Source organism: Mesorhizobium sp. M0496 (assembly GCF_040321205.1).
Taxonomy (GTDB): Bacteria; Pseudomonadota; Alphaproteobacteria; order Rhizobiales; family Rhizobiaceae; genus Mesorhizobium.
Window position 1 is genome coordinate 1 of the sequence record NZ_JAMYRC010000017.1, and the last position, 13,183, is coordinate 13,183.

General features: G+C 64.1%; 12 protein-coding genes. 2 read left to right on the forward strand and 10 right to left on the reverse strand.

What is annotated here, in order from left to right:
- Positions 1-206 precede the first annotated feature (206 nt).
- Positions 207-1,610 (forward strand): FAD-binding oxidoreductase, encoded by a 1,404-nt coding sequence (locus NKI73_RS16280; protein WP_352631349.1) that lies wholly within the window; start codon positions 207-209, stop codon positions 1,608-1,610.
- A 15-nt stretch (positions 1,611-1,625) separates the two neighbouring features.
- On the opposite strand, the gene NKI73_RS16285 is transcribed toward NKI73_RS16280, so the two are convergent.
- From NKI73_RS16285 to NKI73_RS16320, 8 genes are all read right to left on the reverse strand, one after another.
- Entirely contained in the window at positions 1,626-2,426 is an 801-nt protein-coding gene (locus NKI73_RS16285; RefSeq protein WP_352631351.1) for an ABC transporter permease, read from the reverse strand.
- Positions 2,423-3,295 carry an ABC transporter permease gene (locus tag NKI73_RS16290; RefSeq protein WP_352631353.1) on the reverse strand — a complete coding sequence of 291 codons (873 nt, stop codon included), beginning with the start codon at positions 3,293-3,295 and terminating at the stop codon, positions 2,423-2,425. The genes NKI73_RS16285 and NKI73_RS16290 overlap by 4 nt, the downstream gene beginning before the upstream one ends.
- Positions 3,292-4,395 carry an ABC transporter ATP-binding protein gene (locus NKI73_RS16295; protein ID WP_352631355.1) on the reverse strand — a complete coding sequence of 368 codons (1,104 nt, stop codon included), beginning with the start codon at positions 4,393-4,395 and terminating at the stop codon, positions 3,292-3,294. The genes NKI73_RS16290 and NKI73_RS16295 overlap by 4 nt, the downstream gene beginning before the upstream one ends.
- A gap of 76 nt (positions 4,396-4,471) precedes the next feature.
- A complete protein-coding gene (locus NKI73_RS16300; RefSeq protein WP_352631357.1) occupies positions 4,472-5,497 on the reverse strand; it encodes an ABC transporter substrate-binding protein in 1,026 nt (341 codons plus the stop codon).
- 52 nt (positions 5,498-5,549) lie between these two features.
- Positions 5,550-6,548 carry an AraD1 family protein gene (araD1, locus tag NKI73_RS16305; RefSeq protein WP_352631359.1) on the reverse strand — a complete coding sequence of 333 codons (999 nt, stop codon included), beginning with the start codon at positions 6,546-6,548 and terminating at the stop codon, positions 5,550-5,552.
- Positions 6,549-6,580: 32 nt separating this feature from the next.
- A complete protein-coding gene (locus NKI73_RS16310) occupies positions 6,581-7,357 on the reverse strand; it encodes an SDR family NAD(P)-dependent oxidoreductase (RefSeq protein WP_352631361.1) in 777 nt (258 codons plus the stop codon).
- 11 nt (positions 7,358-7,368) lie between these two features.
- The gene (locus NKI73_RS16315) at positions 7,369-9,096 is read right to left on the reverse strand and encodes an IlvD/Edd family dehydratase (RefSeq protein ID WP_352631363.1); all 1,728 of its coding nucleotides are present in this window, start codon (positions 9,094-9,096) and stop codon (positions 7,369-7,371) included.
- A complete protein-coding gene (locus tag NKI73_RS16320; protein ID WP_352631365.1) occupies positions 9,093-9,836 on the reverse strand; it encodes a FadR/GntR family transcriptional regulator in 744 nt (247 codons plus the stop codon). Before NKI73_RS16320 ends, NKI73_RS16315 begins: the two co-directional genes overlap by 4 nt.
- A gap of 109 nt (positions 9,837-9,945) precedes the next feature.
- On the opposite strand from NKI73_RS16320, the gene NKI73_RS16325 reads away from it, so the two are divergent.
- The gene (locus NKI73_RS16325; RefSeq protein WP_352631367.1) at positions 9,946-10,875 is read left to right on the forward strand and encodes an aldose 1-epimerase; all 930 of its coding nucleotides are present in this window, start codon (positions 9,946-9,948) and stop codon (positions 10,873-10,875) included.
- A gap of 34 nt (positions 10,876-10,909) precedes the next feature.
- On the opposite strand, the gene NKI73_RS16330 is transcribed toward NKI73_RS16325, so the two are convergent.
- Both NKI73_RS16330 and NKI73_RS16335 read right to left on the reverse strand, forming a co-directional pair.
- A complete protein-coding gene (locus tag NKI73_RS16330) occupies positions 10,910-12,355 on the reverse strand; it encodes an aldehyde dehydrogenase (RefSeq protein ID WP_352631369.1) in 1,446 nt (481 codons plus the stop codon).
- 40 nt (positions 12,356-12,395) lie between these two features.
- A complete protein-coding gene (locus NKI73_RS16335; RefSeq protein ID WP_352631524.1) occupies positions 12,396-13,181 on the reverse strand; it encodes a coniferyl-alcohol dehydrogenase in 786 nt (261 codons plus the stop codon).
- Between the last annotated feature and the right edge of the window lie 2 nt (positions 13,182-13,183).

Below are 13,183 nucleotides of genomic sequence, written 5' to 3' on the forward strand. Positions count from 1 at the left end.
CCCCCCCCCCCCCCGACCTCGCCGGGTGGGGGGGGCTCCGTTTGTTTACAACCACCCACCCCCCCTCCCCCCCCCCCCCCCCCCCCCCCCCCCCCCCCCCCCCCCCCCCCCACCGGCCCATCCGCATACCCACAAGGGTCACGCGGACGATGTCGTTTGCACGAACAAGCGTTTGACCGGCAGGCGATCCAGAATAGGATTGGCTGATGTCGCCTGAAATCCAACGACTTCTATCCGCTCTCGACAACCGGCTGGGCGCGGGCGGCGTGCTCGCCGGTTCGGATGTGGACCAGCGCTATCGCGACGATCCCGACGGCAAGCTCGGCGCGCTTCCCGAAGCGGTGCTGCGCCCGCGCGACACCCAGGGTGTGGCGGCGGCACTCGCCGCATGCAACGATCTCGGCCAGCCGGTTGTGGTGCAGGGCGGACGCACCAGCCTGACGGGTGCCGCGCGTGTGCAGCCGGGTGAGGTGGTGCTGTCGCTGGAGCGCATGACCGGCCTCGCCATTCCGGATCGCCAGGCTGCCAGCATCGTCGCCGAAGCGGGCGCGACGCTACAGGCGGTGCAGGAGGCAGCCGACAGCGCCGGGCTGATGTTCGGCGTCGATATCGGCGCACGCGGTTCGGCCACGATCGGCGGCAATGTCGCCACCAATGCCGGCGGCATCCGTGTACTGCGCTACGGCATGTACCGGGCGCAGGTTCTGGGACTGGAAGCCGTGCTTGCCGACGGCAGCGTGCTGACTTCGCTCAAGGGCCTGCCCAAGGACAATTCCGGCTACGACCTCAGCCAGCTCTTCATCGGCACGGAAGGAACGCTCGGCGTCGTCACCCGCGCCGCGCTCAGGCTGCATCCCAAGCCGGCGTCCGAGGTCAACGCTTTCTGCGCGCTCTCTTCGCTCGATGCGGCAATCGCCCTGCTTGGGCTGCTGCGGCAAAAGCTCGGCCCGCTCCTGTCCGCCTATGAGGTCAATTTCGCACCGCTCTATGACGTCATGGTCGCCAGCATGGCCATGCCAGCGCCGCTGCCGGCGGGCTCGTCAGTTTATGTGCTGGCCGAGATACAGGGCAGCGAGCCCGAGCGCGACGGCGAGCGCTTCGCCGAAGTGCTGATGCAAGCGGTCGAGGACGGCGTCATCGACGATGTCGTCGTCTCGCAGTCGTCGCGCGAATTCCGAGCCCTTTGGGACGTGCGCGAAGACGCCAATCGCATCCTGTTTTCGATCAAGGGTCTGATCGGCGTCGACATCAGCATTCCGCTCGCGCGCATGGGAGCGTTCCTGCAAGCGGCGGACGCCGCCATCCATGCCGTCGACCCCGGCGCCGACATCTATGTCTTCGGCCATCTCGGAGACGGCAATCTGCACTATCAGGTACGCACGGTCGATCCGGCAGCGGCGTATGACATCGTCTATCGCGGCGTCGCAGCGGCCGGCGGCGGCGTTTCGGCCGAACACGGCATCGGCCTCGACAAGAAGAAGTGGCTGCATCTGGTCCGCAGCGACGCCGAAATCGCCACGATGCGGCGGCTGAAGACAGCACTCGACCCCAGAAACATCCTCAATCCGGGACGGGTTTTCGACCTCAACCCGACCGCTTTCTCCCGATGACAATTGCCCTGTAACTCAAGTCTGTTCCGTCGCGACTTGCCTGGGGATGAGAAAGCGGGCGGCAAGCACGCAGAGCAGCACGGTGAACATCAGTATCAGCGCCACCAGCGCATTGATGTCGGGTGAGAAGCCAAGCCGCATCATCGCCCACAGCCTGACCGGCAATGTGCTTTGCGTGCCGGTGACCAGGATGGTGATCATGGTCTCGTCGAACGACAGCGCGAAGGCCAGGATCGCGCCGCCGACCATGGCGCTCGACAGGTTCGGCAGGATGATGCGCCAGAACGTCTGCCAGCCCGTGGCGCCGAGGTCGTAGGACGCCTCGACCAGCGTGCGGCTCATCGACTGTAGCCGCATCAGCACCGTGCGGTAGACGATCGCCAGCACGAAGACCGTGTGTCCGATGACGACCGTAATAAGGGACCGTTCGAGGCCGATTTCGCGGAAGAAGATCAGCAGCGCCAGGCCGCTGATGATCGGCGGCATCAGGAACGGCAGGAAGATGATGAACTGCAGGATCGAACGCCCGGAACGCCGGCCGTGATAGTAGAGCGCCAGCAGCGTACCGCTGACCACCGACAGGATGACAGTGCAGACACCGACGATCAGCGTGGTGCGCAAGGCGGCCAATATGTCGTGATTTTCGGCCAGCGCGACATAGGTCGAGAGGGTCGGCGACGACCAGTCGACATTGCCGTGCGCAATGGTGAAGAATGAAGACACGATCGGCACGAACAGGGGGCTGTAGAGCAACACCGCAACCAGTGTCGTGATCGCAGCCAGAAAGATGGTGGACAACCGGGGCAGGGCGCTCATACCGAAATCCCCCGGTTGCGTCCGAAGCGTTCGCCGACGAGGATTGCCGCGATCACCACGACTGCCAGCGCCACCGACAGCGCGGCGCCGAACGGCCAGTTATAGGCCGTGCCGAACTGGCTGTAGAGGATGCGGCCGAAGGTGAAACCGCTGATCCCGCCAACCATCTGCGGCGTCAGGAAATCGCCGATCGCCAGCACGAAGACGAAGCTCGCCGCCGAAGCGACGCCGGGCAGGCTGAGCGGCAAGGTGATGCGCAGGAAGGTCTGCAAGCCGCTTGCCCCGAGATCGTCGGAGGCGCGCAGCAGCACCTGCGGAATTCGTTCCAGCGACAGGAAGATCGGCAGGATGGCGAAGGGAATGAGCAACAACGTCAGCGTCAGTAGGATGGCGTTCATGTTGAACACGAAAAGCGTCGACGGCTCCTGCAGGACACCAAGCGCCACCAGCGCCTTGTTGAGAAAGCCGTTGAGGCCGAGGATGCTGCGGATCGCATAGATCTTGATAACGTAGCTCATCAGCAGCGGTACCAGCAGCAGCATCAGCAAGGCATAGCGCCAGCGGCCTTTCAGCGTCGTCAGGAAATAGGCGGCGGGATAGGCAAGCAGGATGCAGATAATGGCCACCGAGACGCACAGAACGATGGTGTTCCAAAACACCGGGAGAAAGACCGGATCGGTGAAGAACCTGACATAGTTGCCCAGTGACAGCCCGTAGACGATCGTGCCCTGGTCGACGCTGAAGAAACTGTAGCCGAGGAAGATCGCCAGCGGCGCCAGGACGAAGACCACCGGCAAGGCAAACGCCAGCACTGTCACCAGCAGCGACAGCCGTCTTTGCGCAGGCAGTGTCGAGCTGGCTTTGCTCATGCCAGCACCAGGTGGCCTTCATGCGGCGCAAACGAAAGCGACACTGTCTCGCCAGGTTTCAGTGTGCTGCCGTTGACACGGCTCGGCACGCGCAGCCGCAAGCGTTGCGCGGCATTGTCGGCGCCGGCCGTGATGGTGGCGACGGTCGATGAGCCGGCAAAGGCCAGATCGGAAATCGTGCCGGAAAAGCGGTTGTCGGTGTCCTTTGCATCCGCAAGATGCAAGGCCTCGGGGCGGAATGCGGCGTAGGCGCTGGCGCCATCCGTCGCGGCTTTCAAATGCGGCTGGTCACCGATCGAACAAACCAGGCGCCCAAGCGCTGTCTCGATAGATCGCAGCTTGCCCTGCACCGGTCCGAGTTTCCCGGCCACCAGATTGTTCTCGCCGAAGAAGCGCGCGACGAACTCGCAATTCGGCTTGTAGTAAAGGTCATGCGGCGTGCCGAGCTGACGGATATGGCCGGCTTCCATGACGCAAATCCGGTCGGCCATGCCGATGGCTTCTTCCTGGTCATGGGTGACGAACAGGAAGGTGGTCTTGATTTCGCGCTGGATGGATTTCAGGAAAACCTGCATCTGCCGGCGCAGTTCGAGGTCGAGCGCGGCGAGCGGCTCGTCGAGCAGGATAAGGCGCGGCTGGCAGATCAGTGCACGGGCGAGCGCGACGCGCTGGCGCTGGCCGCCGGAGAGCTGTGCGGGAAAGCGGTCGGCGAAACGCCCGAGCTGAACCAGGTCCAGCGCCTCCGTGACACGGCGCGCGATTTCCTTGCGCTGGACATGGCGAACCGAAAGCCCGTAGCCGACATTGCCGGAAACGGTCAGGTGCGGAAATAGCGCATAGTCCTGGAACACGGTATTGAACGGCCGTCGGTTGATCGGCATGCGGCTGATGTCTCGCCCATCCAGGTGGATCTTGCCCGACGTCAGCGGTTCCAGTCCGCCGATCAGCCGCAGGACCGTGGTCTTGCCGGAACCCGACGGCCCAAGCACGGTGAGGAACTCACCGTCCCGGATCGACAGGTCGATGTCGTGCAGCACGGGGACCGTGCCGTAGGATTTCGAGACGGACCGCAGCGTCAGCAGGTCGGCGTTCTGGTTCATGAAATACTCTCGCATACGCTTCGGCGGTCCGGAACCTCCGGACCGCCGGGTCCTTCGAAGGCAGGGTACGGCAATATCAGGGCGTCGCCTTGACCTCGTTCCACAGGTCCGAACGCTTGAGCGGGTCCTCGACATTGTTGAGCCAGACCAACTTGTCGTTGCCGCCGGCGCTGCCGGTTTCCGTCACCGTGTTGCCGAAGCCGGTGCGCTCGGAAAGCTCGCCGCTGACCTTCTTGCTGAGCATGAAATCAATCCATTTCTCGGCCGCCGCATTGTCGCGGACGCCCTTGGAAATGACCCAGTTGTCGAGCCAGGCGAGCGCGCCCTCGCTTGGATTGACGTAGGCGACATGGGCGCCGATCTTCTGCAGCGCCTTGACCTGTTGCTGGCCGTAATTGGCCCAGATCAGGGCGACATCATTGTTCTGGTAGATCTGCTGCGCCTCGTCGGCGGTGGTGTAGAAGCTCAGCACGTTGCGCTTGAGTTCGACCAGCTTGGCCTTGACCGCCGCCATCTGCTCTTCGTTGAGATTGAATGGATCCTTGTAGCCGAGCGTCAGTGCGGTGAACGAGAAATTGTGCTCGCCATTGTCGTAGGCCAGCACCTTGCCCTTGTAGGCCGGGTCCCACAGGACCGACATCGAGGTCGGTGCCGGCTTGACCTTGTCGGTGTCGTAGATCAGGCCGATGGAGTCGAAGCAGAACGGAATGCCGTAGACCTTGCCGTCCTTGGTCACGCCGCTGACCGCAGTCAGATCACGGAAGCGCGGCAGCACCTCTTTCTGGTTGGCGAGCTTCGTGACGTCGATCGGTGACACCAGATCGGCCTTGATATAGCGCTGCAGCTGGGCGGTGTTGACGGCGAAAACGTCGAAGTCCTGGCCTTCGCTGCCCTTGATCTTGGCCCAGATCTCGTCGTCGCTGCCGATGAAGACGACATCGACGCCGATTCCGGTCGCAGCGGTGAAGTCCTTGACCCAGTCGGCGTCGGCGTAGCCGTCCCAGGCCAGAACCCGCAGGTTCGCGGCGAGCGCCGCCGATGTCATCAGGCCGATGCCGAGCCCGATCGTCGCCATTCTTAGAAACAGTTTTTTCAGTCCCATTTTCAATCTCCCATTGTCATTCTGGTGGACCGCTATTTCCGGACCTTCGCCGTCACAGCTGGGTGACGGCGACCAGTCCCTCGTCCGGCACCGATACCATCCGGTTGCGCAGTGGCTTGCCGAATGTCTGTGCCTGGATTTCATATTCGTCGCCGGAAGCCGTCTTGACGCCGGAGGCGTAGCTCATCACCGCCGCGCCGAAGAAATAGGCATGCAGATCGCCCGCCCTGCGGTGCATCGGGTAGCGGAAATGGAAGTGTTCGAGATTGGCGATCGAGTGCGACATGTGCGCCTCGCCCGACAGGAACTCCTGCTCCCAGATGACAGTGCCGTCGCGCAGGATGCGGGAATGACCGCGCACTTCGTCGGGCAGGTCGCCGACCAAAAGCTCCGGTCCGATCGAGCAGGAGCGCAGCTTGGAATGGGCGAGATAGAGGTAGTTCTCGGCTTCCGTCACATGGTCGGAATATTCGTTGCCGAGCGCATAGCCGATGCGGTAGGGGCGGCCATCCGGGCCGTTGAGATAGAGGCCGACGATCTCGGCTTCTTCGGCCCCGGCGCGCGCAAAGGTGGGCATAGGCAGGTCGGCGCCGGGCGGCACGACACAGGTGCCGACGCCCTTGAAGAACCATTCGGGCTGGATGCCGATCTGCCCAGCGGCGGGCTTGCCGCCCTCCAGGCCCATGCGGAAGATCTTCAGCGAATCCGATTCCTCGGCATCCTCGCCATGGGTCAGCACATGCATCTTGTCGCGTGCGGCGGCACTTCCGGTATGGGTCAGGCCGGTGCCGGTGACCAGGAAGCGCGCCGGTTCCGGATGGTCGACCGGGGCAAGCACGCGGCCGTCGCGCAACAGCTGATCGTAGTCGATCGCCGCTGTGCCGGTCCGCTTCTCGACCAGCGCTGCGATGGACGTGCCCTGGGCGATTGCCGCTTCGGCCAGCTCCAGCACGCTGCTGGTCTTTTCGAGCGGGTGCAGATGATTGCCGTCATCGGAGACACGGCCAACCTGTCTGCTGCCGTCGGCCATTCTGAACTGAACAAGACGCATGAACTAACCTTCTTCCTTTGCAGCCATACGGGTCACACCCAGCCCGCATCGACGATGAACTGCTGGCTTGTGCACATGCGGCTGTCGTCGGCGGCGAGGAACAGCGCCATGCGCGCGATATCGGAGGGTTGCAGCCGGTCGGGCAGACACTGCCTTTCCGCGATCTGGCGTTCGCCGGCTGGGTTCAACCACAGGCGCATCTGGCGCTCGGTCATCACCCAGCCCGGCACCATGCAGTTGACGCGGATGCGCTCGGGGCCGAGTTCGCGGGCCAGCGCCCGGGTCATGCCGTAAACAGCGGCTTTCGCGGTGACATAGGCTGGGCAATCCGGATCGCCGACCATCCAGGTGATGGAGCCGAAATTGATGATCGAGCCGCCGCCCAGCGTGCTCATCTGCGGACGCACCGCCTGCGCCGCGAAGAACTGGTGACGCAGATTGACCGCCATGCGGTCGTCCCAATAGGCAACCGTCACGTCCTTGGTCTGGTGGCGGTCGTCATTGCCGGCATTGTTGCATAGCGCCTGGATTGGGCCGTTGTGCTGCATCGCCCGCACGGTGGCCGCCTGCAACTCTTCGACGTTGCGCAGGTCGCAGGGAATGAACAGCGGCACGGCATGTCCCTCGGCCGCGATCGCATCGACCAGACGTCGTGAAGGCTCCTCGGCCATGTCGACGAAGGCGACGCGGCTGCCTTGTGCGCAGAAATGGCGCACCAGGCTTTCGCCGATACCGCTGCCGCCACCGGTGATGAACACGCTGCGGCCCTTGAGGCTTGGATAGATCGCGTAGCCGATTTCATCCGTCATCGCGCGCCCCTCTAGTGCGAATGCCGAGGAATGCCGGCATCGCGCCGGCCGACGAGAAAGTCGAAATCGCAGCCCTTGTCGGCCTGCAGAACGCGCTCGACATAAAGGCTCTGATAGCCGCCTTCCGGCGGCGCTGGCGGCTTCCAGTCACGCCGGCGGATTGCCAGCTCCTCATCCGATACCAAAAGCTCCAGCCGGCGGCCGGCGACATCGAGCTCGATAAGGTCACCGTCGCGCACCAGCGCCAGTGCGCCACCCGCGGCTGCTTCCGGTGCCACATGCAGAACCACGGTGCCGTAGGCGGTGCCGCTCATGCGCGCGTCCGAAATGCGAACCATGTCGGAGACGCCCTGCTTGAGCAGTTTTGCCGGCAGCGGCATGTTGCCGACCTCGGCCATTCCGGGATAACCGCGCGGCCCGCAATTCTTCAGCACCATCACCGAGGAGGCGTCGATATCCAGCTCCGGATCGTCGATGCGGGCGTAGTAGTGCTCGATGTTCTCGAACACCACCGCCTTGCCGCGATGCTGCATCAGTTTAGGCGTTGCCGCCGACGGCTTGATGACCGCCCCATTGGGCGCCAGGTTGCCGCGCAGGATGGAGATGCCGCCTTCCTTGGTCAGCGGCTCGCTCAGCGGCCGGATCACCTCGCTGTTGTAGTTGGGCGCGCCGTCGATCAGTTCACCGATGGTCTTGGCGCTGACGGTCATGGCGTCGCGATGAAGAAGCCCCACTTCATCAAGCGACGCCATGACCGCAGCTAGCCCCCCGGCGTAGTAGAAATCTTCCATCAGGAACCGGCCCGACGGCATCAAATCGACAATGGTTGGAACGTCACGGCCAAGTCGGTCCCAGTCCTCAAGGCTGAGATCGACACCGATCCGGTTGGCGATGGCGATCAGATGCAGCACCGCGTTGGTCGAGCCCCCGATCGCGCCGTTGACGCGGATGGCATTTTCGAACGCTTGCGTGGTCAGGATCTGCGCGATCGTAACGTCCCTGCGGACCAGATCGACGATCTGGCGTCCGGCCATCTGCGCGAGCACGCCGCGGCGCGAATCCACCGCCGGGATTGCGGCATTGTCCGGCATGCCGATGCCGAGCGCCTCCACCATGCTGGCCATCGTCGAAGCCGTGCCCATCGTCATGCAGCTGCCCGCCGACCGGCTCTGGCCTTGTTCGGCGGCGAGGAAGTCGGCAACCGGCATGCGGCCGGCCTTCACTTCCTCGGCGAATTTCCAGACATGCGTACCCGAGCCGATATCCTGTCCGCGGAACTTGCCGTTGAGCATCGGCCCGCCGGAAACGGCGATGGTCGGCAGATTGCACGATGCGGCGCCCATCAGCAGCGCCGGCGTGGTCTTGTCGCAGCCGACCAGCAGGATGACGCCGTCGATCGGATTGCCGCGGATGGACTCTTCGACATCCATGCTGACCAGATTGCGAAACAGCATGGCGGTGGGGCGCATGTTGCTCTCGCCCAGCGACATCACAGGGAATTCGAGCGGCAGGCCGCCGGCCTCATAGACGCCGCGCTTGACGTGGTCGGCCAGCGCCCGCAGATGCGCGTTGCACGGGGTCAGTTCCGACCAGGTGTTGCAGATGCCGATCACCGGGCGGCCGTCGAAAGCGTCGGCGGGAATACCCTGGTTCTTCATCCAGCTGCGGTGCATGAAGGCGTTCTTGCCATCACCGCCGAACCAGGCCTCGGACCGCAGTTTGCGTTTGGTGTCGGTCACGATGTCTGTTCCCGATCCTGGCGGCGCTTGTTGCGGTTCTCGACGCTGCGGCGCACGTCTTCCTCGGCATTGTCGATGAGCACCAGCAGCGCCTTTTGCGCGCCGGCGGCATCGCCGGATGCGATCTTTTCGGCCACTTCCCGATGCAGCGGCAAAGAGTGGCGCTGCCCTGCCGGATTGTCGTTTGAGAGGCGAAAGCTCATCACCAATGCCGTTTCGACGAGTGCCGCCAACGAGCCGATCAGCTCATTGCCGGTCATGCGCAAAATGGTCTGGTGGAACAAAAGGTCAGGTTTGGCGAAGCGATCGCCATCGTCGACCACGGCTTCCATTTCGGCCAGCGCGGCATTGATCTCAGCGACCTGCGCCGGTGTGGCGCGCCTGGCGGCGAGTGCGGCCGACATCGGCTCGATCGCCCGGCGCAATTCGAACAGCGCCCGGACATCGTCGGCGCTGACACCGCCGGCGTAGCGCCACGACAGAACATCCGGATCGAGGAAATTCCAGTCGGAGCGGGGACGTACCCGTGTGCCGGTCTTCGGCCGCGATTCGACCAGCCCTTTGCCGGCCAGCACCTTGATCGCCTCGCGCAGCACGGTGCGGCTGACCCCCAGCATCTCGCTGGAATCGTCGGCGTTGGGCAGTGCCTCGCCGGGCAGGAAGTCGCCCTGCACGATGCGCAGCCCGATCTGCTCGACGACCGTCGCATGCAGCGCCGTCGAGCCGCTGGAAACAGCCACCGCAACTCTTGATGTGCGCGCCGTGCTGAAAGATTTCTTATTCTTCATACTATTCATATGATATGTCTTATAGGCGTGGCAATTGGAGTCAAGGGATGGGGGAGTGCCGATGACAAAGAATTCCGCTGCCGTTGCCGAGCAGCATCAAGAGCTGGTCTCGATCAGCGATGGCATTGCGGCTGTAGAGATTGCGCCTGCCGCCGGTGGCGCGCTGGCATCGTATCGTTGGCGGCAAAACGGCACCGTGGTGGATTGGCTGCGCCCCGCGGATTCGGCGGCGATCGACAACCGCGATGCCGGCGCCATGGCCTGCTTCCCGCTGGTTCCCTATTCCAATCGCATAAGGGGCGGCCGCTTCACATTCGCCGGCCGCACCGTCGAACTGCCGACCAACTCCGACGATCCGCATCATGAACATGGCCATGGCTGGCGTCGGCCATGGACGGTCGTGCGGCACGAAGCAGGCATGATCGTCCTGCGCTATCGCCACGTCGCCGATTCCTGGCCGTGGGGCTATGAAGCCGAGCAAGCGATCTCGTTGATCGACGGCAGGCTGGTTGTTGCCATCTCGCTGCGCAACCTCTCGGACAGCCCGATGCCGGCCGGTTTCGGCCTCCATCCCTACTTCCCGTCGACGCCGTGGACGCATGTTCAGGCGCGGGTGTCCGGCATGTGGGAAACCGATGCGGAAATCCTGCCCACACGGCACGTCTTGCCGCCAGCCGGTGCCAATCCGACCACGGGCTTCGACGTGTCAGAGACGGACTTCGATACGGTCTTCACCGGATGGGCTCGTCGCGTCCGGATCGCCTGGCCGGAGCATGGGCGTCAGCTGGACATCGAGGCCGAGGCGCCACTCGATTTCCTCGTCCTCTACACGCCATCGGGCGAGCCGTTCTTTTGTGCCGAGCCGGTCAGCAACATCACCGATGCATTCAACCGCAGGGGTGACGCAGGCATCGACACCGGCTGCATGGTGCTGGCACCCGGGCAGATGCGATCCGCAAGCGTTCGCTTCACGCCTTCGCAAGCGATCTGATCGCCCATGTCGAACCGCCCAATGCGAGGCCGGATCAGAACGGGTAGTGCTGGCCCGGATCTTCGATCGTCACCCAGCGCAAATCGGTGAACTCGGCGATCGAGGCCTTGCCGCCGAAGCGGCCATAGCCCGAGCCCTTGACGCCGCCGAACGGCATCTGCGCCTCGTCGTCGACGGTCGGGCCGTTGATGTGGCAGATGCCGGCTTCGATGCGCGCGGCGACCGCCATGGCACGCTTGATGTCGCGGCTGAACACGGCTGACGACAAGCCGTACTCGGTGTCGTTGGCGACGCGCACCGCCTCGTCCTCACCCTTCACCCGGATCACCGGCTTGACCGGTCCGAAGGATTCTTCGGCGTAGACACGCATTGCCGGCGTAACATGGTCCAGCAGCGTCGCTTCGACCACGGTGCCAGTGCGCTTGCCGCCCGCCACCAATTTGGCGCCTTTGCCGACCGCATCGGCAACCAGCTCCTCCATCTTGTCGGCCGCCTGGCTGCTGATCAGCGAGCCCAGCACGACATGGCCGCGCGGATCGCCGGCCGGCAGTTGTGAGGCGCGGGCAGCCAGCTTGGAAACGAATTCATCGGCGACTTTCTCATCGACGATCAGGCGCTCGGTAGACATGCAAATCTGGCCCTGATGCATGAAGGCGCCGAAGGTGGCCGCGTTGACCGCCGCGTCGATGTCGGCATCGTCCAGCACCAGCAGTGGTGCCTTGCCGCCGAGTTCGAGCAGCGCCGGCTTCAGGTGCCGGCCGGCGAGTTCGGCGATGATCCTGCCGACCTTGGTCGAGCCGGTGAAGTTGACACGCTTGACTGCAAAGTGTCCGACCAATGCTTCGACAATGCCTGCCGCGTCCCTGGGATCGTTTGTGACGACATTGATGACGCCTTTGGGCAACCCAGCCTCGACCAGCACCTGGCCGATCAGCCGGTGCGTGCCGGGGCACATTTCGGAGGCCTTCAGCACGACGGTGTTGCCGCAGGCGATTGGCATCGCTATTGCGCGGGTGCCGAGAATGACCGGTGCGTTCCACGGCGCGATGCCGAGGCATACGCCAGCCGGCTGGCGAATCGCCATGGCCAACGTGCCCGGTTTGTCGGAGGGGATGATCTCGCCGGAAATCTGCGTCGTCATCGCCGCCGCCTCGCGCAGCATGTTGGCCGCCAGCATGACATTGAAGCCGGCCCAGGGACCGGTGGCGCCAGTCTCTTCCATCATCAGCCTGGTGAACTCGCCGACCTTCGACGCCATCACGTCAGCAGCCTTCGACAGCAGAGCGCGGCGCTCGCCGGGCCCGGTCCTCGACCACGCCGGAAAGGCGGCTGCGGCGGCTTCGACCGCGGCATTGGCATCGGCAACGCTCGCTGCCGCGGCACGCGTCGCCAGTTTGCCGGTGAACGGGTCCATGCGGTCGTAGGACGCCGCACCCGAGGCTGCCCGTTCGCCACCGTCGATCAGAAGTCCAATATCCATTGTAATCTCCACTGCTCCGATTGGAGCTGCTGATTGAGGTTTAGAAGCCGAGCACTTCGGCATTGATCGATGCTTCGAGGCCGCCATCGACCGGCACGTTGGCGCCGTTGACCCAGCGCGCGCCGTCCGAGCACAGGAACAGCACAACCGGGGCGATATCGCCCGATGTGCCGGCGCGCCCGACCCTTGCAATGTCGCTGTCGACACGGGCGTCGCCGAGCACGCTGCGGAACTGCTTCAGGATCGGCGTTTCGACAGGCCCCGGGCTCACCGCATTGACGCGGATGCCACGGCGTTTGAACAGATCCTGATGCGCGGCGCGGAAAGTCCACAGCAAGAGCAGTTCCTTGGAGACGGGATAGCCTTCCTCGTTCTTGACAGCATGGTCTTCGACCACCTTGGCGACATCCGGGAAACCCTCGATGCCTACCATGGACGCGGCGCGATTGAGATTGGCGCGCCAGCCATAGCCGGCGATGGAGGCGACGTTGACGATGGCGCCGCCCTCGCGAAGCCTTGGCGCGATGCCTTCCGACAGAGCCCGCAGCCCGAAAAAGTTGACGGCCAGCGTCGATGCCGCACCGGTGTTGCCGGAGAGGCCGGCGACATTACAGAGCGCATCGATGCGCTGCGGCAGACGCGCGACGAGATCATCGACGCCGGCTTTCGACGAAATGTCGGCCCTGACGAAGCTGCCGACCGGAGCGGTCGGCTCACGCACATCGACGCCGATCACGTCGGCGCCGAGCTGGCCGGCGAGTTCCGCCGTGCGCGCTCCAATGCCGGAGGCAACACCGGTGATGAGGATCGTCTTGCCGAAAAGCATGG